We start from the raw sequence: 25,338 nt of genomic DNA on the forward strand, positions 1-25,338 counted from the left end.
ATCAGTTAAAAAGTTGCAGTCGATCCCAAGTCAGTGTTAATAGCATAACGGGGAGATAAACCAGCGAGAACCAGATTAGCTCCCGGGCTGTTTTCCGGGATTCATCAATTAAAAATCGGATCGAAAAAATCAGGTAACCGACTCCGAGTACGAATGCGACAGCGGAATACAGTGTGCCCGCCAGGGAGACATACTGAGGAAGCAGGCTGACAGGAATCAGCAGCGTAGCATAGATCACGCACATCCAGCCAATGGTACCGCGAGCTGGCTCAGCAGCGGGTAACATTTTCAGGCCGGCCTGATGGTACTGATGACGATAGAGCCAGGCGATCGCCAGAAAGTGCGGGAACTGCCAGAAGAACATGATCGCGAAGATGGTAAAGGAGGATGTATTCAAATTTCCGCCGGCAGCCGTCCAGCCCAGAATGGGAGGCATGGCACCGGGAATCGCACCGATGGTCGTGCAGAGCGAGGTAAAGCGTTTGAGCGGTGTATATACGAGGACGTACAGGACCAGAGTCATCATTGATAAGAAAGCGGTCAGTAAATTCACCATGATCGCCAGATAGAAGATGCCGAAGAGAGCCGCGGTAATTCCAAAGATGAGTACTTCGGAGAGTGAGATTCTGCCGGAGGGCAGCGGCCGATTCGCGGTCCGCGTCATCAGGGCATCGCTTTTGATTTCCAGCAACTGGTTCAGCGAATTGCATCCCACGGCAACACAACCAATGCCGAGCATCGCGTGAATCAATGGCAGTAATGACCAGGAGTGAGCGCTGGCCAGAGTGTAGCCCAGTGCCACCGAGATCAACGCCATCGTCGAGATTCGCGGTTTGATCAATTCAATGTAATCAGAAAGCCGGGCCAGACTGACAGGTTTGGCGGCAGCTTTCGATTCTTCAACGGCGATATAGGATTGTTGTGTGGTCGACATATTAAGCGTTACCTTCGGCATTCGGTAAGGAATCAGTAGCGGAGAGAGTTTGTCCCGACTGTATGTTATTTGTTTTATTGAGTTGATGAAGACGGAAGACCCGGATGGAGTACAAGGTCGTTGTCATCAGGAACAAGATCCCGGTAATCAAGTGCGCGGTGCGGAACAGCGATTGTTGCCAGGAACCGATTTCTGCAACGATTCCAGCAGCGGGCAATCCAAATGTGGTCATCCAGGCACCAATCCCGAGCAGGATCTGGAAGATACCAATATGCAGCATGCCCATGGCGGGTCGTTTCAGCCATTTGACACCCGACTTGCGAGCGCTGCGAAATTCAATGATCACGAAGATCAAAACCACAAATGCAAAGCTCATGTGCGGATGCAGGCCGATTTTAAAGTGTCTGAGGAATCCCCCCAGGAAATATTGAAAGAGGACAACCAGTGGCACCGTGATTGCCAGACGGCGTCCATAGCCTGCAGGTAGCGCGGGGGGATCATTGCCGATCGCAATCCAGCGTTTGCCAGTGACCATCGTCAGAAAGGCCATCAGCGTAAAGACACAGGCACCGAAGAGTCCATGTGCCATCGCGAGGGCCTTGCTGTTTTCCGTGACGCGTGTGCCTCCCAGGATGCCTTGAATGATGACACAGACCAGAACCGCGATACAGATATTCCGGATCCATTTTTGCTGTTCGACTTTAAAGGCAACAATGACCAGTACAATAGATAAGAAGCCGACCAGCGTCCCCAGCAGTCGGTGTACGTGCTCAAAAAATTTATCAGTGGGTAAACCGAATATGGGGTAAGTAAACATATTTTGCCCGTCAGAACTCGGCCAGCCGTCTACTGCCATACCGTAACCTTCGGTGGTGACATGGCCACCCATAATCATCAGCGGCAGCGTAGCGACAGCGGTCGCCAGTGCGATTCTAAAGAGCCACGGATGATATTGTTGCTGGTTCATAAAACTACTTGATACTTTAAAAGCTGGTTAACTGGATTGTTCCTGATCGTTGTCTGTATCGTTATTTTCGTCTGCTTCAGCTGGTTTGGGGGGCTGACATTCCTTTTCGGTCTGCATCAGGAAGTCGTGATCCCCATTATGGACGGCATATTCGTTCGGGCCGTGGAAGACGATCGGAAGCACATCAAAGTTGCCATGCGGTGGCGGCGAAGGCGCGGTCCACTCCAGGGTTGTTGCGTGCCAGGGGTTGCGACCCGCTTTAGGGCCCCAGAACATGCTGTAGAAAATATTGATGAACAGCAGGATTTGAGCGGCTCCCATGACAATCGCAGAGATCGTCATGAACTGATTCATCGGCAGGAGATGCTCCAGGTAGCCGTGCAGATAGGGGTCTGCATAGCGGCGGGGCATGCCCTGCATTCCGAGAAAGTGCATTGGGAAAAACGTTCCGTTGGCACCGATGAAGGTCAGCACGAAATGCGTTTTGCCCAGCTTCTCATTCATCATGCGGCCGAACATTTTCGGGAACCAGAACTGGATGGCGGCAAAGACGCCAAACAGGGTGGCACCAAACAGTACATAATGGAAGTGGGCGACGATGAAATAGGTATCGTGAAAATAGACATCGACCGGGACAGCAGCCATGAAGATTCCGCTGAGTCCGCCGACGATGAACATCGACAAAAAGCCGATGCAATTTAAGGTGACGGTGTTAAATTGAACTTTTCCACCCCAGATGGTGGCGGTCCAGTTGAAGGTTTTGACGGCCGAGGGAAGGGCGATCATCATGGTGGCGACCATAAAGGCCATGCCGACGGCGGGATTCATGCCGCTTGTATACATGTGGTGGCCCCAGACGATGAATCCGAGGCTGGCGATGGCCGACATCGAGATTACCATTGGCTTATATCCGAACAGTGGTTTGCGGCACATGCAGCTGAGCATATCAGAGACCATGCCCATCACAGGGAGCAGCATGATGTAAACAGCCGGGTGTGAATAGAACCAGAACAGGTGCTGCCATAACAGAGCCTGCCCACCGCCGACGGTGGGGGCAGCGTTGTTGATGACCAGTCCGGACGGATAAAAGAAACAGGTTCCCAGTAGACGGTCAGTGACCTGCATGAATCCGCCGGCTGTCAGCACGGGCAGAGCGAAGGCTTGCAGGATGGCTGTGATAAACAGTCCCCAGATCGTCATCGGCATACGGAAGAAGGTCATGCCGGGGGCACGCATATTGATGATGGTCGTCATATAGTTGATCGAACCCATCATCGATGAGAAACCAATGAAGGTGACGCCCAGCAGCCAGTAAGTTTGTGCAGTTCCCGAACCGGGGGCTGCCTGAGGCAGGTCGGCCAGAATCGGATAGGAGGTCCAACCGGCGGCCGGGCCTCCCGCGTACGCGAAGCTCATGCCGAAGCAGGCAATCGCGGGCCACATAAACCAGTAGCTCAGCATGTTGAGCTTGGGAAACGCCATATCGTCGGCACCGATCATCAGTGGGATCAGGAAGTTTCCGAACGTGCCTGCCAGAATTGGAATGATCACCAGGAAGATCATCACGGTAGCATGCATCGTGAAGAGCATGGTGTAGAATTCGGGAGAAATCTGCCCGCCTTCGGCGGCGAACAGCCAGGGGCCGACAATCGGCATTGATTCCCAGGGGAACGCCAGTTGCCAGCGAACGGCGAGTGCCAGTGCACCTCCGACAATCATCATCAGCAGTGTCGTAAACAGAAACTGAATCGCGATGACTTTATGATCGGTGGAAAAGATATATTTCGTGATGAAGTTACCGGGCGCATGATGCGCCTGCGGTTTCAGGATCGGCTGCAGTCCGGTAGGTGATGGATTCAATACACTCATTTCTCAGTCGCCTCACTCTCCGAGCCGTTCTCCGTGGCGGCAATTTTTCCGAGTCCATCGTAGAATTGTTGCTCGGTGAGGGTTTTCAGATATTCCTGATACTCTTCTTCAGGTTGTACGATGACATGGGCTTTCATCTTATAGTGACCCCAGCCACACAGCTCAGCACAGACCAGATCATAGGTGCCGGGTTTGTTGGCTTCGAACCAGACGGGGATCTGTAAGCCGGGCAGGGCATCCTGCTTAATTCGTAATGCGGGCAGAAAAAACGAGTGTTGCACGTCGTCGCTGCGAAGCTGAATCATGACTGGTTTGCCGAAGGGAACGTGCAGTTCATTCACGGAATGCAGGTCGTCAGGCTGGGGTTTTTGCTGAAGTTTTTTGCCGATGGCGGGGTAACGAAAACGCCATTCAAACTGACGCGCGGTGACTTCGGCGATCGGGGCTTTGACGGCGACTTCCGGGTAAAACTTTTTGATACGGAAATCAGCCCAGATATTCATCTGGTAAATGGCCAGAAACAAGAGGATTACTCCGGGGATGATTGACCAGACGAGTTCCAGTTTATGGTTGCCGTGGACACAGTCTGCACGTTCTTCGCGGTTATTTGCACCGCGCCACAGAGCATACACGATCGCTGCCTGGGTGCCGACAAATACGATGGCGGTTACGATCAGGATTAAATAAAACAACCCGTCAATGCGAATGCCCAGGTTACTGGCGGCTTGCGCATTGTCATAGGGGAAAGACCAGCCGATCCAGGGAGCCATCGCGCAAGACACGACGGCCGCGATTGGCCAGAACAGAAAAAATAAACACCATCCTTTACCCACTACAGGTCTCCCGTTCGGTTTTCATGTTGAGGATACAATTGGTTGTCAAAGTCATTTTGAAAATCAGTTATGTAGTTCGTTCGATCAGTCTGTCAGGAATCAGCGGTTTCCATCATAGGGCAGGCTCATGACGTAGTTGACCAGATCCCATAATTCTTCATCCGATAAGGAACCACCAAAGGCGGGCATCGGTGTGCCTTTGATGCCTGCGGCCAGACGGCGGTATGTATCAATTGGTCTGCGGCCGCCCCGATAAATGCCACGGTGCAAATCTCTTGGTGGAAGCTGATTCCCCCAGATATCGTGCAGTCCTCGATTTTTGTATTTCTCGTTGGTTGCCGGGTTAGTCCAGAAATCCTGGGTAGCCGTACCATTGCCGCGCCCTTGCGGTCCGTGACAGGAGGCACATTTGGTTTTTTGACTAAGATAGAGTTTGCGGCCTCGCTCGCGGGATTCCGGCGTATCCGGAACTCGGGGCATTTTGGGAATGACCAAAGCATCTTCTTCGTTCGCTTCTTCCCAGGCTTCTGAGACGCTATCGGTTGCAAATTCCAATGTATCAGGAAAATCGAGTTCCATAAATTCTTTTAACTCTTCGAGGACCTCTTCGCGTGTCTCGCCACCCTCTTCGCTGGTGCGTTCGTCGTACACTTCTTGGGAATAATCAAGAAACAGCTCGTCATCCAGTTTCTTTTCCGTTTCACCACGGATCGAAAGCCAGATCACGTAGTTGACAATTGCGGAGACTTCATCTTCGGTCAGGAGTTTGAAGGAAGGCATGTATGTGCCGGCAATGCCTTCTTTCACTGTGCGTTCCAAGTCTGCTTCCTGAGCTTTGCTGGTGGACTTGGTCGACGTGTATTTGTAAATGCCGAGACGGAAGTCGCGGGGCGGGGGATTCAGATAGCGCGAGGTGGGACCGGTGCCTTCGCCACTCATGCCGTGGCAGTGCATGCAGTGCCGATTATATAGATCCCGGCCAAACTGCAGACGGACGCATTCAACCTTAAAGGTATCCCCAGGTTGAGGATCGATCTCGGCTGATTTTTCAACGGCAATCGTACCGGTCTCAAAGTTGTATTCTTTAATCCGTGAAATGTGGCCTTGCCCTTTGCCGGACGTCCATTCGAGAGGCAGACCCTGTAATTTGTCATAAGAGTCTGCCAGGCCGGTGGCTTGAAAACGGATCAGGGGCTGGTCGGCTCCGGATGCTTCGACGGTTTTTACCGTTCCTTCGACATCACCGAATTTGGTTGGCAGGCCTTCGAACTGCGTGAGTGCAAAAGGATTGCCGAACTGCTTCACCAATGCTTCTTTGACCGGCTTGGCGGCTTCCGGCATGAGCTCGTTGGTCTTTTTAGCGAACACGAACTCGACTTGCGGCTGTTCGCAACCTGGGAGGCTGATCAGCGGAAAGAGAAGCAACAAGATTAGACGACTGAACCCAAATCTCACAGAAGTGAATCCTCACTTTATATTTATGACAGAAAACCGGTTTCTCTCTGATGGAAACAGTTCCACCCCCGTAGACCGGGATACGACAGAGCCACAGGTACTTACCAATCACCTGCTGTCTGCAGGTGATCCCGTAACGCCAACAATGTCCAAAATGTAAAGAAAAAAACTGAGACTGATCTGTTCAAATCCGCAATCATTTTCTGACAGGTTTGCTTGCGCGGGGTGGGAGGCATTACAGCCTGATTACTTAAGTAATTCTGGCAATGCCCAGACGTTCTGACAACCAGCGTTTCCCTTAAGAGAACCTTTTCTCACAAGCAGGAAGGTCAATATGGTAGTGGTCCCAATCGCGGGAATTGCACGTGGAATATGGTATTTTCTTTGTCTCTTTTTTTCAATCGGTACAGCCTGTTGTTTCGTCAGGAACCCGAGTAAACTGGCGAAACAGGGAGTTCCGCCTTGATTTTCAGATTCGATTGTGGTTTGACTTTGACTTCTCGTCAGGCATGCGATCCCTCGAATCGATTCCGTGTTCCGCACGTCTGTGCAAGTGAATGGGCTTGAATGGGCAACTCAGATTTAGACATCATTCGTGAATTTGATCGCCTGATTCGTCGCGATCCAGGTAAACGGGGGCTGATTGACTCAGAAGTTCAGTTTGGACCTCTCTGTCAGGATCATTTACTGGATGCAACCCGATCGCTGGTGCAGAATTCCACACAAGTCGTGATTACGACAGGTTTTTACGTTCCTTCTGCCGAAATTCCCGCTGCCGAAACGGATGGCCCGCCGGGAGCAGTTCTGCTGGCTCTGGTGTTGGAAGCATGTGGCATCAATACATCAGTCGTTACCGATGAGTTGTGTGCTCCCGTCGTGTCCGCTGCTGTAGACGCGTATTCCTATCCCAAGCCGCAATTTAATGTACTGCAAACCGATGAAGAAAATTGGCTCGAGTCGTTTTTTGGTCGACAGAGTATCAGTCATTTAATCTCAGTGGAACGAGTGGGGCCGAGCCACACGCCGGAGACCTGGGCCGGTCAGCAGGAGGCTCCTGGCACAGAGCGGGGCGATTTTCATACGAAGGTTCCGCAGGACCATTTTGACCGCTGTCATAATATGCGGGGCGAAATCATTGATGCGTTCACGGCTCCCCTGCATCAAATGTTTGAGCGATTATCCGAGTTTTTTCCGGAAGCCCAGACGATTGGCGTGGGGGATGGGGGCAATGAAATTGGCATGGGGGCGATTTCCTGGGAAGAACTGGACCGCCGGATCGCCTCTGATCATTCGGGGTTGATTCCCTGCCGGATTGCAACCGACTGGAATATTGTTGCAGGAACCAGCAACTGGGGGGCATCGGCGCTGGCGGCAGCGGTCGCTCTTCAGAAAAAAGAAACGGGGATTCTGTTCGAGTGGCAGAGAGATGAACAGCAAACTGTTCTGGAAGCGATGGTCAGCCAGGCCAACGCCGTTGACGGAGTGACGAAGCAGCGGGAGCCGACCGTTGATGGGCTTCCGTTTCTGACTTATATGCAGCCCTGGGAAGGAATCCTCCAGATTCTGGCCCGCTAAATGCGGTTTCCCGGCGTAAGACATCAGGAGGAAAGTCGATCTGGCGAGGGGAAATCACTTGCAATGTACGGTATGAAACAGGTTAGAATGGGCCTGTGATGATGATATTGGTTTCTCTGCTCGCATTTCCTGACGCGTGATTATAAAGAAAATGGACCGTGATGAACTTCATGAAAACGAATTGCCGGACTCTTGTTCAATGGACTCCTTTTACCAGTTTGCTGTGTTGGGCACTGTTGCTGACATCGGGATCTCTCGTGTATGGCCAGGCTGTGAGCAACGGGAAATTCAAGCAGGAGGATAAGTTCCGGCAGTTAGACGAAGTGCTGCCGACTCCAAACGGATTTCGCAATGCCTCTGGTGCGCCGGGAGAAAAATACTGGCAGCAGCAGGCCGACTATGAAATTGATGTTGAGCTGGATGACAAGCTGCAGAAAATTATCGGCTCGGAGAAAATTACCTATACCAACCGCTCCCCCGATACTTTGAGCTATCTCTGGCTGCAGCTGGACACCAATATTCTCTCATTTGATTCGGACGCGCATCTGACCGGCACCAGTTCGCCGCTGGGTAAAGTCGGATATAAATCGATGAAGCAGTTACTCGCGAAAGAATCCTTTGATGGCAGTATGAAAATCGAAGCGGTCCGCGATGCGAAAGGAGAACCGCTGCCTTACACCGTGATCAAAACGATGATGCGGATTGATCTGCCGCGACCTCTGGCCAGTGGTGAAAGCACGCAGTTTTCGGTGAGCTGGAGCTATCTGATTAATGATTCTCAAAGCAGGCCCGCGCGAACCGGCTATGAATACTTCAAAGAGGACAAAAACTTTCTATACGAGATTGCCCATTGGTTTCCGCGGATGGTGGCGTATACCGATAACACGGGCTGGCAGCATAAACAGTTTCTGGGGCGCGGCGAGTTTACGCTTGAGTTCGGGAATTATCTGGTGCGGATTACAGTGCCCGACGATCACGTCGTCGCAGCGACAGGGCTGTTGCAGAATCCGGAAAAGGTGCTGACTGCAGAACAGCAGAAGCGGCTGAAGCAGGCCGAAACCGCCCAAAAACCGATGTTTGTGATCACGCCGGAAGAAGCCAAAAAGAACGAATCGTCAAAACCAACAGGCAAAAAGACCTGGGAGTTCAAAGCCGAGAATGTGCGCGACTTTGCGTTTGCCAGTTCGCGTAAATTCATCTGGGATGCGCAGGGACATCAATTGCCAGGAAAGAAAGGCCCGGTGATGGCGATGTCGTTTTATCCCAATGAGGGGGAGCCTCTCTGGAGTAAATATTCGACGCATGCCATCATTCATACGCTGAATGTATTTTCGAAATACACGTTTCCTTATCCATATCCGGTCGCGATTTCGGTCAATGGCCCGGTGGGGGGAATGGAATATCCGATGATCTGTTTTAACGGTCCCCGTCCCGAAAAGGACGGCACGTATTCGAAACGGACCAAGTACGGGTTGATCTCAGTCATCATTCACGAAGTAGGACACAATTACTTTCCGATGATTGTGAACAGCGACGAACGGCAGTGGACCTGGATGGATGAAGGAATTACTACATTTCTGCAGTTTCTGACTGAGCAGGAGTGGGAGCCCGATTATCCCTCGCGCCGTGGTGAGCCGCGCGATATGGTGAACTATATGAAAAGTGGCTATCAGGTTCCGATCATGACCAATTCCGAGTCGATTTTGCAGTTTGGGAATAATGCCTACGGCAAACCGGCGACGGCGTTGAATGTGCTTCGCGAAACGGTGTTGGGGCGGGAACTGTTCGATTATGCGTTCAAGGAATACACACGGCGGTGGATGTTTAAGCGTCCGACGCCCGCTGACTTTTTCCGTACCATGGAAGATGCTTCCGGCGTAGACCTGGACTGGTTCTGGCGTGGCTGGTTCTATACGACCGACCATACTGATATCGCGGTCGAGAACGTTCGGCAGTACCAGATGGAAACCGGCGATCCTTACGTCGATAAAGTGCGACGAAAAAAGAAACGCGACGAAGAACCCGAGTCTCTGTCCAAGATTCGGAATAAAAAACTACCCAAGCGAACTGACAAGTTTCCGGAATTGAAAGATTTTTATAATGAATATGACGATCTGGATGTGACCGACGCCGATCGAAAAAAATTCGAGGCACACCTCAAGCAATTGGATGCAGACGAAAAGAAACTGTTGGAGACGCAGCACTATTTTTATCTGGTCGATTTGAAAAATCATGGCGGACTGGTGATGCCGGTGATTTTAAAGCTGACGTTTGATGATGACTCGACACAGATGTTGCGGATTCCGGCAGAGATCTGGCGATGGAATAATCAGAGTGTTTCCAAACTGATCTTAACGGAAAAACCGCTCAAGAGCCTGACGCTTGATCCGCATCGGGAAACCGCCGATACGCAGCTTTCCAACAATGAGTTTCCTCGTACGATCGGCAAATCCTTTTTCCAATTGGAAAAATCGAAAAAGTCGAAGAACGAAATGCAGAAACAACAAAAGGAAAAAGAAAAGAGCAAAGCATCAGAGGACGAAGACAAGCAACAGGACAAAAAGTAGCTCTGGTTTCGTAAATTCAGTCTTGGGGAAAGTGGGAGACGGATTCGATTTTGGCGATTTCAATGGTAAAGTCCCGATACCATTTCTGCTTCCCAAGTCGTTGTGCTGTCTGATGTTCCGAGTTTTCTTTCCAGTTTCGAATTGAAGGGAGATCCTGCCAGTACGAAACGGTAATTCCTTTTCCCTCTGGTGAACGAACGGACTCCAGGCCAAGAAATCCGGGCTGTTGCTGAGCCAGTTCCTGCATTCGGGCCGCCATTTCCGCGTATCCCTGCTGCGTATCGGTCTGTGTTGATCTAAAAATCACAGCATAACAGGGCATTTTTCGCGTTTCATGCATGGTGGTCGCCTGGTTTTAAAATACAAAGAGAAGCGCTCAATGATTGTTGGAACCGCGTTTCTGGAGAATGAGTTTACTGATTTTTAGGCTTGCTACAAATTCTGCTTTCATAAATAATTTACCTAAGACGCAAACTCGAATTCGATTGTATTTTTCAAAAGGGAGGCAGCTCAAGTGACGGGTTATACGGTCCACACAGGTTCGACAGAAGATTTCTCGAAAGGATGGGACCAAATCTTTGGTGACAAGGCCGTCAAGAAAGAGAAAAAAAAGAAGAAATCAAAGAAAAAAACAACCGCAAAGAAGGATTCGAAAAAGAAAAAGAAATGATGATGCATTTCGCTTCTTTTCCGACAGAGTCAATTGAAAAATTTGAACCGTGAGGCGAATCCCGGATTTTGAAAGTTCGTCGATTCGTCTGGTAATTTTTGCACAGGGCAGTGCTAATGCTTTAAGCTTGGAAGGCCGATAAATAAATTCGTGCTTTTCCTGCTTATTGTTGTCAATCACAGGACATGGAGGTAACGATGTCAGAAGAAAACGAAGAGCAATTTGAAGAAATCACCAGTGAAGAAGTCGACCGTGTAGTCGCACAACTGGAAACCTTGATCGAATCTACAGACAGCGAAAATATTCGTTCTTATCTGGAAGAAGCGATGAACGAGATTTACTATCTCGTATACGAAGAAGAAGACGAAGAATTGGATTCCGAAGTGGAAGCCTGCAGCGAAGAAGACGAAGATCTTTCAGAAGCTGCCTGATTTCGTTTGACGATTTAATGATTGCTGCGCAAACCAGCAAAACGTAAGGCCACTTCCTATTGTTCACAGGAAGTGGCCTTTTTTCGTGTATCGCAGTGGAATCAGCAGTTATTTTTTGAGTTCCACGGTGATCGAGCGGGTTTTGGGATCGACCTTGGTGGCCTTACCAAATTTGATTTTCTTGGCAAACCCCTCGATGTCCGCAACTGGTGAAATCTCGAATATCGTTGTTTCCCCTTCAACAGTCGGAACAACATTGATGTTGTCAGAATCGTCGGCTGATTGCAGGAGTTCCTCAATAATCGGGTCTTGATCTGCATTCGACAGCTTCTTGGCGATCACGATGGTGACCATAGTGTTCGGATCCGCGGGTTTGCCGTCTCCCAGGCTGGGGCCTCCCGGACCACCCATCGCTGGCTGACCACCTAGCTGCATCATCATCATGGGGGCGAGCATGGCAACCGGAGCGAGAATTGGAGAGAGGGTTTTGTTAAATTCTTCCTCAGTTTTCGCGCTTTCCAGTTGTGCCAGAATGTCATTGGTTTTCTTGAGACCAGCCAGTGTCTGTTCTTTCTGAGCGGTTACTTTTTCCGGTGTGAGTTCGGCCAATTGTTTGTGAGCGTCTTCCATCTGGGTTTTCCATTTGTCTGCCAGAGTTTTGGGAATCCACTTTTCTTCGACTTTGACCATCATCTGTTCTTTAGGCTCTTCGCCGGGGGCTTCGATTTTAATCGTCGCGGTATCTCCTTCGGTAGAAACAACGCTGACTTTGGTCTGTTTCATTTTTTCGGAAAGACTGAGTTCCCCTTCTTTGGTAGGAATCAGGTCCGAGAATGAGACGATGTCTTTTGCCACCTGATTACCTGTGCTGGAGAGAAACTTCCCGCCATCAAATGTTTTCAGTTTGTCCAGGCTGGAAACGTCGCTATTCACAATGGCCGCCAGGATGCCGACCGTGGGAGCCCAATATTGGGCGACTTTCTCCTGAGGTACAGGCAAACCTTCGATCATCGGGTTTTTGAGAATATATTCTTTCTTGTCTTTCAACAGCTTGGCAATCCGCTGGCCGGTTTGAAAGGTGCCGTTGTACATTTCCGGATCCATTTTCGTGGAGAACTCATGTACCAGGCCGTTAACGTCTTTCTGGTAACTGCCGGGCAGAAAATTCCAGACGGCCTGCATCTCTTGGTTATTGACGCCGTCAATCAGTGCCTGCATTGATTCAGCCGGACCTAATGGTTTGGCGGGCTGTGCTGCTTCTTGTGCCCCTTGCTCTGCAGGTTTTCCACAGCCAGAGAGGATGGGGAGCGTTACGATGAGGACAAGTAAGGTTAGAAATGAGAATGATTTCTTCATCAGAGTTCCTTTAATCGAGTGAAAGAAAAGACGGGAGATGAACAGGAGCAGCTGTATTCTTTTGCAGTATTAACCGTTGATCTTAACTTTGCACGGGCGAGTTGAGTAGGTTTGCGAACTGTTTTGTCTTTTCAGATTTCTAAATTTGTGTTTTTGTTTGTACATAAACTGAGTCCATTGCTTCTATTATCCGGTTTATTTCTGCCGTGAATTCGACTCAGTTTATGACAAGCATAGTTCAGAATTTGTATAGAGCCTGCTCTTCCTGTGTACTATTAGTAAATTTAATACCCCCAACGTGTAAAATTAGTGTCAGGATTAAACAAAGTGGTCAGAAGAGGCAATATTTTATGATGTTTCAACTCAGGAGGTTTGAGTCTTTCTGAAGACCGGAGTAATTTTCGTCTGACGTTTCATTAAACGGTGTGTTTGTAAGTGTTTATTGATAATGGTTTTGCGTAATTGGGTGTTTTCGTAAGGTTTACAGGGCTTTATTTTCAATCTTGCGTGCGCTTGACTTCCTGCGTCTTTGATCCCTACACTGTGCGGTATTCGAAATTGAAATACTTCAAACCGGCTATTATTAGTTTTCCTTATAAATCAGGCAGGTTTCACTTCCATGCATCTGCGTAATGCCGAGCTTTTCTGTGATGTCGTCGTACAAGGCAGCTTTTCCAAAGCTGCTGAGGTTCGTCGTGTGTCCCAGTCGGCAGCCAGTCAGGCCGTGCATGCCTTGGAAAAGCGACTGGGGGCACAACTGATCGATCGATCCAAGCGTCCCTTCGAACTGACACCGGCCGGTGCGATTTATTTTGACGGTTGCCAGCAGTTATTGAGATCGTTCGAGCAGGTTGAAGAGCGCGTACGGCAGGCTGTCGGTCAAACCAAAAGCCGAGTGAGGATCGCTGCGATTTACTCAGTCGGATTAGCACAAATGCATGATTATGTGGAGCACTTTCAGTTTCTTTATCCGGATGTCATGGTTACATTGGATTACCTGCATCCGGACGAAGTTTACCAGCGGGTTTATGAAAATCAGGCCGAACTGGGTTTAGTCTCCTTTCCGAAGGAGGACAAAGATCTCACCAGCATTCTGTGGCAGGAACAACCGATGGTTTTGGTGGTCCCTCCCAGTCATGAGCTGGCAGATCGGGGTCAGTGTCCGGTTAGCGCCATTGAAGATGAGCCGTTTGTGGCATTCACATCAGAATTAGTCGTTCGACAGAAGATAGATCGCTGGTTACGAAAAGCTGGTGTTCACGTACAGTTGATTCATGAGTTTGATAATATTGAAAACATTAAACGTGCCGTGGAAGCAGAAGCCGGCATTGCGATCCTGCCTTTGCCTACGGTGACGAAAGAAGTTCAGGATCAATCACTGAAAGTAGTGCACCTGGAAGAAGTCGAATGGTTTCGCCCGATTGGAATCATTCAAAGAAAACAGAAATCGACGCCCGATGTGGTGTCGAAGTTCATAGAAGTCTTGCATGAAGACCCCGCGAATTTCTCTAACGCTCGCAGAGAATCGGCTGAGGTGAATGCATCGGACGAAGAGAAATCTTCGAACCGGGATGCGTTTTCATTCGGTCCTTTGATAGCGCGAGAGTAAATCGGTTGTTTCTCTGCAGGTATTTTTTCTTGTTCGGATGGATCCAGCGATTATGAGTCAGGAGAAGACTCTCCAGATAAGCGACTCAGAAGAATCGATAGTTGATCTTTGACAGAAAACGTTCCGGTGAATTCCGGTAAGAGTCAGGCCTTTGTCTCTCCAGGACAGGGTGCCAATATGGAAACCAGAGTGCGACGTTTGTTCGCGATAACAGGATGCCAGACTGGCATCGATTTAGTTAAACATTAGTTTGAATGGTGAAGTAAGATGACAAGTCGAACCGTTCGACGTGGAATTGATTCCGAAAACAAAGCACGCAACTCCATTTTTCAAGTGGGGCGTTTACCGGAAGCTCACGGGCTTTACGATCCGGAATTCGAGCATGACAGTTGTGGTGTCGGATTTGTCGCCCATATTAAAGGCGAACGTTCGCACCAGATTGTGCTGGATGCCGACGAAATGCTGCGTCACATGACTCACCGTGGGGCATGTGGGTGCGAAGAAAATACCGGCGATGGCGCTGGAATTCTGGTTTCGATTCCGCATGACTTCCTGTCTCGGGTTGTTAAACAGGACCTGGATCTGGATCTGCCTGAGCAGGGCAATTACGGCATGGGGGTTGTGTTTTTACCGACCGATGCCGCCCAGCGAGAGCATTGCAAAAAGGTCGTCACCGAAACCGTTCAGAATCAGGGACTGGTTGTATTGGGCTGGCGTGAATTGCCAGTGAGCCCCGAAAAGGCCGACATCGGACCTTCTGCGCTGCGGGCGATGCCACACATGGAGCAGATCTTCATCTCGACTCCCAACGGCAAGATCGCTGATCAGGAACATCTGGAACGCCAGCTTTACATCATCTTGAAGGCTTCCAGCCGACAGTTGCGTCAAGGCAGCCTGCCTCAAGGGTTGATGTTCTACTTCTGCTCGCTCTCCAGCAAGGTCGTTGTTTACAAAGGGATGCTCACTCCCGATCAGGTAATGCCCTTCTATCCGGACCTGCAGGCAGAAGACTTCACCAGCCATTTGGCGATGGTCCACTCCCGCTTCTCCACAAACACGTTCCCCAGTTGGGACCGTGCTCAGCCATGCCGTTTCATGGCTCATAACGGAGAGATCAATACATTGCGCGGCAATGCCAACTGGATGTATGCCCGACAGGGGATGATGTCCAGTGACTTGTTCGGGGCTGACCTGAAGAAGTTGTTTCCGATCATCGAGCCGCAGTGTTCGGACTCCGGTAACTTCGATAATGCGTTGGAACTGCTGTTGATGTCAGGCCGTCCTTTACCGGAAGTCATGATGATGATGATTCCCGAAGCCTGGCAGAACCATCATTCCATTTCAGTCGCGAAGCGTGCCTTCTATGAATATCACTCGGCCCTGCAGGAACCGTGGGACGGGCCGGCGTCTGTCTCCTTCACCGATGGTCAGTGTATCGGCGCTGTGCTGGACCGAAATGGTCTGCGGCCCAGCCGTTATTATGTTACTCACGACGACCGGGTCATCATGGCCAGTGAAGTCGGCGTGCTGGAAGTTGATCCGAAAATCGTCAAAGAAAAAGGCCGCCTGCAACCGGGGAAAATGTTCCTGGTTGACTTTGAAGAAGGGCGTCTGATTCCCGATGAAGAGATCAAGCAAAAGTACGCGACAAAGCGGCCTTACCACGAATGGCTGCAGAACCAGCGAATTCATTTGAACGATCTTCCGCCTGCCGATGAAGTGGAAGAAGTTCCTACGTCTGAGTTACTCTCCCGTTTACAGGCATTCGGGTTTACTTTCGAAACTCTGAAGTTCATGCTGATTCCGTTGATCAAAGCCAAGAAAGATCCGATTGGCTCAATGGGCAACGATGCGGCACTGGCCTGTCTGAGCGATAAGTCACGCTTGATTTATGATTACTTCCATCAGTTGTTTGCCCAGGTGACGAACCCGGCCATCGATTCGATTCGCGAAGAAGTCATCATGACGCTTGAGTGCTATATCGGACCGGAAGGCAACCTGCTCGATTCTTCGGAAGAGCAGTGTAACCGGTTGTTGATTCCCGAACCGATCATCAGTAATGAAGAGATGGCTGCGATCAAATCCATGGATTATCGTGGCTGGAAAAATAAGACCATCGATGTGACGTATCCCAAGTCAGAAGGGGAAGCCGGCTTCCGTGCTGCCCTGGACCGAATCCGGGAAGAAGCATCACAGGCGATCGCTGACGGATTCAGTCTGATCACGTTGTCTGACCGTGCGGTGAGCCAGGATCGAATTGGTCTGCCGGCCCTCATTTCCTGTGGCGCCATTCACCATCACCTGGTGCGTAATGAACAGCGAACGCAGATTGGAATCGTACTGGAAACAGGCGAAGCCCGCGAAGTGCATCATCACTGTCTGCTGTTTGGTTACGGTGCCGATGCGATCAATCCTTATATGGCATTTGAAGCATTGTGGCATTCGCTGGATGCTGGTGAACTGGATGCTGCCAAGTGGGATCGAGATTCGATTGTCGCCGCTTACCGCAAAGGGGTGGGCAAAGGCATGCTGAAAGTGATGGCCAAAATGGGCATCTCAACGCTGCAAAGCTATAAAGGCGCCCAGATCTTCGAAGCCGTTGGTTTGAATAAGGAAATCATCGATACCTGTTTTGCTGGTACCGCCAGCCGAATCAAGGGGATCGGTTTTGATGTGGTTGCCAAAGAATGCGAAATGCGGCACGACATCGGTTATCCGCATCGGGAACAGCATCGCGTTCCCGGTCTGCCTAACCCCGGCGTATATCATTGGCGTGCCAATGGCGAAAAGCATTCCTGGTCTCCAGAAAACATTGCCAACCTGCAGGCAGCTGCCAGCTCGGGCGATAAGGGTGCCTATAAGCAATTTGCCAAAGCCGTTAACGAGCAGACGACACGCGAATGTCACCTGCGTGGTTTGTTGAAATTCAAGCAACGCGAATCGATTCCGCTGGATGAAGTCGAGCCGGTTACCGAAATCGTCAAACGCTTCTGTACCGGAGCGATGAGTTACGGTTCGATTTCAGCCGAATCGCACGAAGCATTGGCGGTTGCCATGAATCGACTGGGCGGCAAGAGTAATACCGGCGAAGGGGGCGAAGATTATTCGCGCTTCAAGCCATTGGACAATGGCGACTCCAAACGATCGGCCATCAAGCAGATCGCTTCCGGGCGGTTTGGCGTAACCAGCTGGTATCTGACCAATGCCGATGAACTGCAGATCAAGATTTCTCAAGGTGCCAAGCCGGGAGAAGGGGGCGAATTGCCCGGGCATAAGGTTAACAAGATCATTGCCTCGGTCCGTCACTCGACTCCGGGTGTGGGCTTAATCAGTCCGCCTCCGCATCACGACATTTATTCGATTGAAGACTTGTCGCAGTTGATCTACGACCTGAAGAATACGAATCCCTCTGCACGGATCAGCGTCAAGCTGGTTTCGGAAGTCGGCGTGGGAACCATTGCCTCAGGTGTGGCCAAAGGTCATGCCGATAATATTCTGATCTCAGGTGCTTCCGGCGGTACAGGGGCTTCTCCGCTGACCAGCGTTAAGCATGCCGGTCTGCCCTGGGAACTGGGGATTTCCGAAACGCACCAGACACTGGTGATGAACGATCTTCGCAGCCGGGTTCGACTGCAGACCGATGGTCAGTTGAAAACGGGCCGTGATATTGTGGTTGGTTGTCTGCTGGGAGCCGAAGAATTCGGGTTCTCAACCGGTCCGCTGATTACGATGGGCTGTATCATGATGCGGAAGTGTCATCTCAATACCTGTCCTGTGGGAATTGCGACGCAGAATCCGGAACTCCGCAAGAAATTTGCCGGTCAGCCGGAACACGTGGTGAACTACTTCTTCCTGTTGGCAGAAGAGGCCCGCGAACTGATGGCGGAACTGGGCTTCCGCACCATGGATGAAATGGTGGGCCGCAGCGATGTGCTGCAGCTGGATGAGGGCATCGCACACTGGAAAGCGAAGCACCTGGATCTGACACCAATTCTGAGACTGGCTGAAAAACCGCATCCGAATGTGGGTACCTATTGTACTCAGGACCAACAGCATGGTCTGGAAGTGGTTCTGGATAACGTGCTCATTGATCAGTGTCAGCCTGCGATTAAGAATCGTGAGTCTGTCGTGGTGGATGTGAAATTGAAGAATACAGACCGTACTTTCGGCACGATGCTCAGTCATGAAGTTTCGAAGCACCATGGTGCAGAGGGGCTGCCTGATGAAACGATCCACATCAACAGTAAAGGTTCCGCCGGACAAAGTCTGGGGGCCTGGCTGGCACACGGAATTACCATCGAACACGAAGGCGATGCGAACGACTATGTCGGTAAAGGACTCAGCGGCGGACGAATTATTATCTATCCGCCTGAAGACTCCACCTTCGAGCCGGAAGACAACATCATCGTTGGTAACGTGAATCTTTACGGTGCCACCGAAGGGGAAGTTTACATTCGCGGTCAGGCTGCCGAACGTTTCTGCGTGAGAAACTCAGGGGCACGGGCAGTCGTAGAAGGCATTGGCGATCATGGTTGTGAATATATGACCGGCGGTCGCGCTGTGATTCTGGGTGAAACCGGCAGAAACTTTGCTGCCGGGATGTCGGGGGGTGTGGCTTATGTCTACGACCCCGATGGATTGCTGCTGCAAAACTGTAACCTGGAAACCGTCGAACTGGAACAAGTGGAAGAGGCGGATGATATCGCCGAACTGAAAACGATGGTTGACAATCATCGTAAATTTACCGGTTCGACTGTTGCTAAGTCGATCATCGATAACTGGGACGCAGAGCTTGAGTTGTTCAAGAAAGTGATGCCTGTGGATTACAAACGGGCTTTGCTGGAAATGGCAGCTGAAGAGGCGGAAGCAGCTGCCAGCGTTTAGCAAAACAAATCGTTCCTGTCTGACCTGATCCGGACGGCAGGAACGTCTTTCCGAGACACGATTTCTTCCTCAGAATCAAAAGCGAACACATTTTTAAGAGTGAGATAGAACTATGGGTAAGCCAACGGGCTTTATGGAATTTTCGCGAGAACTGGGTGCCGACAGAAAACCAGAATTGCGCATTCTTGACTGGAACGAATTTCACGATCACCTGACGGATGACGAACTCAAAAATCAGGGTGCCCGTTGTATGGATTGCGGCATTCCTTTTTGTCATACCGGCAAAACGCTGGCCGGCATGGCGTCGGGCTGTCCGATTAATAACCTGATCCCGGAATGGAACGACCACATCTACAACGGTCGCTGGCAGGATGCGATTGACAGTCTGCACAAGACCAACAACTTCCCCGAGTTCACCGGTCGCGTCTGTCCGGCTCCCTGTGAAGGGGCCTGTGTACTGGGAATTCACGAGCCGCCCGTGACAATCAAAAACATTGAGAATTCAATCATCGATCACGCCTTCGATCAGGGCTGGGTCGTCGCGAATCCTCCCGAAGTGCGCACCGGCAAGAAAGTGGCTGTTGTCGGCTCTGGTCCTGCTGGTCTGGCAGCTGCCGCTCAGCTCAATAATGCCGGTCACAGTGTCACCGTTTATGAACGCGACGACCGGATCGGTGGCCTGTTGATGTACGGCATTCCCAACATGAAGCTGGAAAAGTGGATTGTGCAACGTCGCGTAGATCTACTGGCCGATGAAGGGGTCGAGTTTATCACGAACACCTCGATCGGCGTGGACATCACCGCCGACCAGTTGATGAAGGACTTCGATGCCGTCGTGCTCTGCACCGGAGCCACGAAGCCCCGCGATTTGCCGATTCCCGGCCGCGATCTCAAAGGCGTACATTTCGCGATGGAATATCTGTCAAAGAATACCAAAAGCCTGTTGGAATCCGGCCTGGAAAACACGCACTATCAGAATTCACCCGTCGAAAACTTCATCAACGCCGAAGGTAAAAAAGTCGTCGTCATCGGCGGTGGTGACACGGGGAATGACTGTCTGGGGACCGCACTGCGACAAAAATGCGAAAGTGTGATTAACCTGGAAATTGTGCCGCAACCTCCCAATGAACGGGCTGCGAGTAACCCCTGGCCTCAATGGCCGAAAATTTTCCGTGTGGACTACGGTCATGAAGAAGCGGCCGCTGTCTTCGGGAAAGATCCACGAATGTTCCAGATGTCGACGGTCGAATTTGTCGACGACGGTCAAGGCAATCTGAAAGGGATCAAGATCTGTGAAGTCGACTGGTCCAAGCCGGTCGAGAACGGCCCTCCGTTCAGCGTCGTTCCCGGTTCGGAGCAGGAACTGGAATGCGATCTGGTCTTCCTGGCACTTGGTTTCTTAGGCCCCGAGCACATCATCAGCGAGCAGCTCAGTCTGGAAACAGACGCCCGCTCGAACTTCAAGGCCGAGCATGAGCAGTACACGACCAACATCGAAGGCGTGTTCGCTGCCGGCGACTGCCGTCGAGGTCAGAGTCTGATCGTCTGGGCGATCAACGAAGGCCGCGGCGCCGCTCGCGAATGCGACCGTTACCTGATGGGAGCCACCGAACTGCCCTAAGCGGCAGTTCGGCCATCGAGCCTGTATTGTCTTAAAACACAACTGTCTAAGTCTACGTCGAGGCAATTCCAGGATGTCTGATTACGAAGAACAACCCGATCCGGAACAGCCGGACCGTAATCAGCAGGCACGCTCATGGACGGAAACCAATTGCCAGGTCATTGATCTGCCGCTGACCAAAGAGTCTCTGATTCAGGTGTTGCGCGGCGCGCTGGAGGGGGAGAAGTCGCCCTATACGCATCAGCAAATCGCCTGGTGGGCCGACAACTTTCACATGGCCCAGTTCGACTTTGAAAACCCGATCGATCCCGCGGTCGCCGACGTGGCCTTCGATTTGCACGTCCGGTGGCAGATGTATCTGGAAGAGACCTACACCCTGGAAGAGTTACAGAACCTGGATTTTTCAAAGGTCCAACTGCCCGCCGCATGGTTTTCCAAATGGTTGGAGCAGCTTGGAGCTTAGCCCTTTCTAACGCCATTTTCGTCCGAAGACTGAAAGGCGTGATTTGTTGTTCGTTTACTGGACGTGAAATACGAACGTAGCACCAGTCTCGCAATTTGCACTGTTTGTTTGGCATTATATCTGGGTGACTTATCAGTGTTGCATGTTTTGTATTCGGATACAAACTACATCAGAAACGGCATGCGGAGTATCAAAATATAATTAGTAAGGCATGATATGAATCTGAGACCAATTCTGTTTTCCTTGATCGTTTCAGTTCTGCTTGTTGGATGTGAGGGACAGGCTCAGTCCATCGGCACTGATCTCGCAGCTGCGCGTCAGGAATTTACGACTAAGCTAACGAGACGTGGACCGGCGCCTCAGGAGTATGAAAAGGCTGTTCCCCCAACTGGTGTCACCGAGGTCGAGTACACATCGGGTGATTTGAGACTCAAAGCCTGGTTATCGGACGATCCCGGTGATGGGAAAAAATACCCGGCTGTCGTGTATTTGCATGGCGGGTGGGCTTTCTCTGCGATTGATTGGGACGATGTGACACAGTTTGTTGACGCCGGGTTTGTTGTCTTGATGCCGATGCTGCGTGGGGAGAATGGAAACCCTGGCAATTATGAAGCATTTTACGGCGAAGTGGATGACGCGATTGCCGCGGGGCGCTTCGTTTCAGAATTGCCGTATGTGGATGCAGATCAGGTGTTTGTTGCCGGACATAGCGTGGGGGCTGTGCTGGCGACTCTCGTGGCAATGATACCTTCAAATTATAAAGCGGCAGCCGCTTTGAGCGGTGTGCTTGATATGGCACTCTGGTCAGCCGAAGGAGATCCTGCTCAGTTTGTCTTCAATATTCGAGACCCAGAAGAGGTTCGTGTACGGAACCCGATGGCGTTTGCGGGCAGCATACAAATTCCCTTGATCCTTTATGCTGAACGGGGGGGGCATGGATCAGTTCAGTATTGCGTTCCAGGCACAAGCCAAACGCGCCGGCAAGAATTGCGAGTTAGAGATCATGTCGGGAGATCATATGACGATGGTTGCTCCTTCAGTCCGGCAGGCCATTAAATGGTATCAGAAACAAATGGAGAATTGAGATCGCCGATGCGGCCCTTGATCTCCATCTGCAGTGGCAGATATTTCTGGACCATACCTGCACGCCGGAAGATTCACAGAACCTGGAATTTTCGAAAGTCCAACTGCCCGCCGCATGGTTTTCCAAATGGCTGGAGCAGCTTGAGGCTTAGCCCTTTCTAGCGCCATCAAATCTGAACAACGAAAATATTCAGTTAGAACAAGCCAGGACGAAGGCAGAAATGGATTATCAGAAAATCACAGAATATCTCTTAGACAAGGATGGCAGTAATAGGGATATCAACTTTACTCCCGCAGTTTATGAAAATGTGGGTCTATTGATCCGTTTGCTGTTTGCTGATTACCAGAAGGGGAATTTCTTTGACCAGGATGGTGTAGAAATTGAATTTGATTCGAAAGCAGTATGTAGCTTATTTGAAAGAGATGCTGGATTTATATGCGGATATTTCGAATCAGAAACGGCACTCATCAAAAAATTACAGCTGTTTTTAGATTGGCCGGAAGAAGATCTGTGTGCCGTAGAACTGTCATTCTTTCCTGGAGACTTACAATCTGACTTTAAGATCGAATTGTTTCTAACAAAGTTAAACATCTGGTGGAACGCCCTGCAAGCTAATGAAGTTTTTGTACGGTATGAGAATGCCAGTTGGGAATGGTACGATCCAAATGACCTTGGTGTTTTCTATCATCAAATAAGGGCTTAATAAAACCGTCGAGATGACGGTCTCGCTCTCTATTGCATGGATTCAATCAGGATAATGACCTGATTTGAACCTAAAAGGTCCTTCTGGTGTCAGCTCTGAACTGCCAATAATGGTTTTCAGATCACTGCTGTCTCATCAATATGGACCGTTGCCATGCCAACAGATCTTTTACAGAAAAAGCTCCGATTGCAAATCCGATTGACTTCCATCGATGAGCCTCTATTCCAGGCGTGGGAGCGCTGGTGTGGTGATCTTTCTTTTGTGAGTGTTCATCGTGGATCGATTTTTGATCATGATGCAGATGCGATTGTGAGTCCGGCGAACAGTTTCGGTTTCATGGACGGCGGCATCGACCGGCTCTGCCTGGAACGGTTTGGAAACGTTCTGCAGGATCGTGTTCAGACGCAGATTCAGCAGGACCATGCGGGAGAACTTCTGGTCGGGGCAGCAATGATTGTAGAGACAGACGATGCAGAGATTCCCTTTCTCATCGCGGCACCGACGATGCGAGTGCCGATGCCCGTGGAAAACTCGATCAATGCCTTTCTGGCAGCCCGCGCGATTTTTCTTTTGATTCGCGATAGCGTCTTTCCCTCTGGACAGCATGCGGGAGAGCCGGTCCGCGAACATGTAAAAACAGTGTTGCTGACGGGACTTTGCACGGGGGTGGGACGCATGCCCGCGGTACAATGTGCCCGGCAGGTACGGGCTGCGATTGAAGATGTGGTCCTGGGCAAATTTCAGTTTCCGGAAACAACATCACAAATCCGTAAACGGCATGATCGATTGAAAAAATAGCCTCGTCTGGAAATAGTGGTGAAATGCCCGGGCGTGTGTCTCTGTTGACGTATGAAGTGCGTTTTTTGAGAGAGAATCGGAACCGACGATGGGATTTACACTGGAACAGGTGGTTCCCTGGGGGCGTTCGTTTGCAGAATATCGGGCGATGTTTGACCTCACGGACGGGGAACTCGATCTGCGAATACTGGGGTGCAGCGATGGGCCGGCGGCCTTTAATGCGGCGTTGACCAAGCAAGGGGGACTTGTGGTATCGGTCGATCCGTTGTATGCGTTCTCGCGGGAAGAGATCAGCCGGCGGATTGAGGAGACGTTTGAAACCGTGATGGAACAGACGCGGCAAAACGAGCGTGAGTTTGTCTGGCGGCACATCAGATCGATAGAAGAGCTGGAACAGATTCGCAGGGCGGCGATGCAGGAGTTTCTGGCCGATTATGAAGCAGGGATTGAGGCACAACGCTATGTGAATGCCGGTTTGCCGAGGCTGCCGTTTGCGGATCAGGAGTTTGATCTCGCCCTCTGTTCCCATTTTCTGTTTCTGTACAGCGCGCACTTTTCGGCGGACTTTCATCTGGAATCGATTCGAGAACTCTGTCGCGTGGCGCGGGAGGTACGCCTCTTTCCACTCTTGGAACTGGGGTCTCAAAAATCGAGACACTTGGAACACGTCTTAAAGCATTTGGAATTAAGCGGTTATCAGGTGGAAATCAGACGTGTTCCCTATGAATTTCAGAAACAGGGAAACGAAATGTTACGAGTGCGTGGCTTCTGATTTTTGTTGCAAAACAGATCGTCAGCGTCGATGATGGGCTGACCATTCTCTTCCCTCTGATTGAAAAGTATCCACGGCATGAACTTTGGCTACCTGATTCTAGCGATCGCATTTTTGTTGACGGCAGCTGCGGTAATCCACCAGGGTTGGTGGTGGTTGCTGCTCTGGCCGGCGTTCAGTTTTGCTCTGGTGGCAGCCGGTTATTTGGTTCTCGGAACACGTGTCTTCGGGAAAACCGGGCAGGGAACCATCGCGCCTTTAAATCGAGTGCTGCTGTTTCCTTATCTGTTCTATCTCAATGGTGTCTGGCATGTGTTGCGGCGGTTGAGATCGGAACCTGCGGTGAATCAGCTTTCGGAGACGCTTTTTATCAGTCGTCGTCTCTTCTCTGACGAACTGCCCGAACAAATTGAGCATGTGATTGATTTGACGTGTGAATTCAATGAGCCCGCGAAATTACGCAAGCGAAACTATCTCTCCTGCCCCATTCTCGATCGGGGAGTTCCTGCTTTGCACGAACTACAGTCCTGGATCCCCCAGATTGCTGCTTTGAAAGGAACGATTTTAATTCATTGTGCGGAGGGACACGGCCGGACCGGGCTGTTTACGGCGGCGCTGCTGATTTATCAGGGGCACGCGGAAAGTCCTGATGCTGCTTTGGATTACATTCAGTCGCGGCGTCCTGAAGTCCGGTTGAGTGGGGCGCAAAAGCGATTGTTACGGGAATTTTGTGACAGTGGTTGATTT

Annotated in this window: 19 protein-coding genes; 12 read left to right on the forward strand and 7 right to left on the reverse strand. The window is 50.7% G+C overall.

The window, feature by feature from the left end; translation table 11 throughout:
- Position 1: 1 nt before the first annotated feature.
- From cyoE to Pan241w_RS04515, 5 genes are all read right to left on the reverse strand, one after another.
- The gene (gene cyoE / locus Pan241w_RS04495; protein WP_145211573.1) at positions 2–934 is read right to left on the reverse strand and encodes a heme o synthase; all 933 of its coding nucleotides are present in this window, start codon (positions 932–934) and stop codon (positions 2–4) included.
- Position 935: 1 nt separating this feature from the next.
- Positions 936–1,901, reverse strand: coding sequence for a COX15/CtaA family protein (locus Pan241w_RS04500; RefSeq protein WP_145211576.1), 966 nt, complete (start codon positions 1,899–1,901; stop codon positions 936–938).
- A 27-nt stretch (positions 1,902–1,928) separates the two neighbouring features.
- The gene (locus Pan241w_RS04505; protein ID WP_145211579.1) at positions 1,929–3,770 is read right to left on the reverse strand and encodes a cytochrome c oxidase subunit I; all 1,842 of its coding nucleotides are present in this window, start codon (positions 3,768–3,770) and stop codon (positions 1,929–1,931) included.
- Positions 3,767–4,603, reverse strand: coding sequence for a cytochrome c oxidase subunit II (gene coxB / locus Pan241w_RS04510; RefSeq protein ID WP_145211582.1), 837 nt, complete (start codon positions 4,601–4,603; stop codon positions 3,767–3,769). The genes Pan241w_RS04505 and coxB overlap by 4 nt, the downstream gene beginning before the upstream one ends.
- 99 nt (positions 4,604–4,702) lie before the next feature.
- Positions 4,703–5,971, reverse strand: coding sequence for a c-type cytochrome (locus tag Pan241w_RS04515; RefSeq protein ID WP_145211585.1), 1,269 nt, complete (start codon positions 5,969–5,971; stop codon positions 4,703–4,705).
- A 654-nt stretch (positions 5,972–6,625) separates the two neighbouring features.
- On the opposite strand from Pan241w_RS04515, the gene Pan241w_RS04520 reads away from it, so the two are divergent.
- Positions 6,626–7,633 carry a glutamate cyclase domain-containing protein gene (locus tag Pan241w_RS04520; RefSeq protein ID WP_145211588.1) on the forward strand — a complete coding sequence of 336 codons (1,008 nt, stop codon included), beginning with the start codon at positions 6,626–6,628 and terminating at the stop codon, positions 7,631–7,633.
- 161 nt (positions 7,634–7,794) lie between these two features.
- Positions 7,795–10,200 carry a M1 family metallopeptidase gene (locus Pan241w_RS04525; protein ID WP_232107460.1) on the forward strand — a complete coding sequence of 802 codons (2,406 nt, stop codon included), beginning with the start codon at positions 7,795–7,797 and terminating at the stop codon, positions 10,198–10,200.
- 16 nt (positions 10,201–10,216) lie between these two features.
- On the opposite strand, the gene Pan241w_RS04530 is transcribed toward Pan241w_RS04525, so the two are convergent.
- A complete protein-coding gene (locus tag Pan241w_RS04530) occupies positions 10,217–10,540 on the reverse strand; it encodes an antibiotic biosynthesis monooxygenase family protein (RefSeq protein ID WP_145211591.1) in 324 nt (107 codons plus the stop codon).
- Between the two features lie 527 nt (positions 10,541–11,067).
- Here Pan241w_RS04530 and Pan241w_RS04535 point away from each other — a divergent pair.
- On the forward strand, positions 11,068–11,301 hold the full coding sequence (locus Pan241w_RS04535; RefSeq protein ID WP_145211594.1) for a hypothetical protein: 234 nt from the start codon (positions 11,068–11,070) through the stop codon (positions 11,299–11,301).
- A 108-nt stretch (positions 11,302–11,409) separates the two neighbouring features.
- Here Pan241w_RS04535 and Pan241w_RS04540 read toward each other — a convergent pair whose 3' ends face one another.
- Positions 11,410–12,657 carry a hypothetical protein gene (locus tag Pan241w_RS04540; protein ID WP_145211597.1) on the reverse strand — a complete coding sequence of 416 codons (1,248 nt, stop codon included), beginning with the start codon at positions 12,655–12,657 and terminating at the stop codon, positions 11,410–11,412.
- A 619-nt stretch (positions 12,658–13,276) separates the two neighbouring features.
- On the opposite strand from Pan241w_RS04540, the gene Pan241w_RS04545 reads away from it, so the two are divergent.
- From Pan241w_RS04545 to Pan241w_RS04585, 9 genes are all read left to right on the forward strand, one after another.
- Entirely contained in the window at positions 13,277–14,266 is a 990-nt protein-coding gene (locus Pan241w_RS04545) for a LysR family transcriptional regulator (RefSeq protein WP_145211600.1), read from the forward strand.
- Between the two features lie 267 nt (positions 14,267–14,533).
- The gene (gltB, locus tag Pan241w_RS04550) at positions 14,534–19,150 is read left to right on the forward strand and encodes a glutamate synthase large subunit (protein ID WP_198000320.1); all 4,617 of its coding nucleotides are present in this window, start codon (positions 14,534–14,536) and stop codon (positions 19,148–19,150) included.
- Positions 19,151–19,262: 112 nt separating this feature from the next.
- Positions 19,263–20,771 (forward strand): glutamate synthase subunit beta, encoded by a 1,509-nt coding sequence (locus Pan241w_RS04555; RefSeq protein WP_145211603.1) that lies wholly within the window; start codon positions 19,263–19,265, stop codon positions 20,769–20,771.
- 73 nt (positions 20,772–20,844) lie between these two features.
- Positions 20,845–21,234 carry a hypothetical protein gene (locus Pan241w_RS04560; protein WP_145211606.1) on the forward strand — a complete coding sequence of 130 codons (390 nt, stop codon included), beginning with the start codon at positions 20,845–20,847 and terminating at the stop codon, positions 21,232–21,234.
- 216 nt (positions 21,235–21,450) lie between these two features.
- The gene (locus tag Pan241w_RS04565; protein WP_145211609.1) at positions 21,451–22,290 is read left to right on the forward strand and encodes an alpha/beta hydrolase family protein; all 840 of its coding nucleotides are present in this window, start codon (positions 21,451–21,453) and stop codon (positions 22,288–22,290) included.
- A gap of 248 nt (positions 22,291–22,538) precedes the next feature.
- On the forward strand, positions 22,539–23,021 hold the full coding sequence (locus Pan241w_RS04570) for a hypothetical protein (RefSeq protein ID WP_145211612.1): 483 nt from the start codon (positions 22,539–22,541) through the stop codon (positions 23,019–23,021).
- Between the two features lie 153 nt (positions 23,022–23,174).
- The gene (locus Pan241w_RS04575; RefSeq protein ID WP_145211615.1) at positions 23,175–23,819 is read left to right on the forward strand and encodes a macro domain-containing protein; all 645 of its coding nucleotides are present in this window, start codon (positions 23,175–23,177) and stop codon (positions 23,817–23,819) included.
- An 88-nt stretch (positions 23,820–23,907) separates the two neighbouring features.
- On the forward strand, positions 23,908–24,591 hold the full coding sequence (locus tag Pan241w_RS04580) for a class I SAM-dependent methyltransferase (protein WP_145211618.1): 684 nt from the start codon (positions 23,908–23,910) through the stop codon (positions 24,589–24,591).
- A 78-nt stretch (positions 24,592–24,669) separates the two neighbouring features.
- Positions 24,670–25,335, forward strand: a complete 666-nt coding sequence (locus tag Pan241w_RS04585; RefSeq protein WP_145211621.1) for a dual specificity protein phosphatase family protein — start codon at positions 24,670–24,672, stop codon at positions 25,333–25,335.
- Positions 25,336–25,338 lie beyond the last annotated feature (3 nt).

It is taken from the genome of Gimesia alba (genome assembly GCF_007744675.1).
In the GTDB taxonomy this organism is placed as follows: domain Bacteria; phylum Planctomycetota; class Planctomycetia; order Planctomycetales; family Planctomycetaceae; genus Gimesia; species Gimesia alba.

Bases quoted from the DNA above. Each gene is read 5' to 3' on its own strand.
- Pan241w_RS04575 (WP_145211615.1), top strand. From the start codon at position 23,175: ATGCCAACAGATCTTTTACAGAAAAAGCTCCGATTGCAAATCCGATTG.
- Pan241w_RS04545 (WP_145211600.1), top strand. From the start codon at position 13,277: ATGCATCTGCGTAATGCCGAGCTTTTCTGTGATGTCGTCGTACAAGGC.
- Pan241w_RS04570 (WP_145211612.1), top strand. From the start codon at position 22,539: ATGGATTATCAGAAAATCACAGAATATCTCTTAGACAAGGATGGCAGT.
- Pan241w_RS04500 (WP_145211576.1), bottom strand. From the start codon at position 1,901: ATGAACCAGCAACAATATCATCCGTGGCTCTTTAGAATCGCACTGGCG.
- Pan241w_RS04565 (WP_145211609.1), top strand. From the start codon at position 21,451: ATGAATCTGAGACCAATTCTGTTTTCCTTGATCGTTTCAGTTCTGCTT.
- Pan241w_RS04535 (WP_145211594.1), top strand. From the start codon at position 11,068: ATGTCAGAAGAAAACGAAGAGCAATTTGAAGAAATCACCAGTGAAGAA.
- Pan241w_RS04540 (WP_145211597.1), bottom strand. From the start codon at position 12,657: ATGAAGAAATCATTCTCATTTCTAACCTTACTTGTCCTCATCGTAACG.
- Pan241w_RS04525 (WP_232107460.1), top strand. From the start codon at position 7,795: ATGAACTTCATGAAAACGAATTGCCGGACTCTTGTTCAATGGACTCCT.
- Pan241w_RS04520 (WP_145211588.1), top strand. From the start codon at position 6,626: ATGGGCAACTCAGATTTAGACATCATTCGTGAATTTGATCGCCTGATT.
- Pan241w_RS04555 (WP_145211603.1), top strand. From the start codon at position 19,263: ATGGGTAAGCCAACGGGCTTTATGGAATTTTCGCGAGAACTGGGTGCC.
- Pan241w_RS04505 (WP_145211579.1), bottom strand. From the start codon at position 3,770: ATGAGTGTATTGAATCCATCACCTACCGGACTGCAGCCGATCCTGAAA.
- cyoE (WP_145211573.1), bottom strand. From the start codon at position 934: ATGTCGACCACACAACAATCCTATATCGCCGTTGAAGAATCGAAAGCT.
- gltB (WP_198000320.1), top strand. From the start codon at position 14,534: ATGACAAGTCGAACCGTTCGACGTGGAATTGATTCCGAAAACAAAGCA.
- Pan241w_RS04580 (WP_145211618.1), top strand. From the start codon at position 23,908: ATGGGATTTACACTGGAACAGGTGGTTCCCTGGGGGCGTTCGTTTGCA.
- Pan241w_RS04530 (WP_145211591.1), bottom strand. From the start codon at position 10,540: ATGCATGAAACGCGAAAAATGCCCTGTTATGCTGTGATTTTTAGATCA.
- Pan241w_RS04560 (WP_145211606.1), top strand. From the start codon at position 20,845: ATGTCTGATTACGAAGAACAACCCGATCCGGAACAGCCGGACCGTAAT.
- Pan241w_RS04585 (WP_145211621.1), top strand. From the start codon at position 24,670: ATGAACTTTGGCTACCTGATTCTAGCGATCGCATTTTTGTTGACGGCA.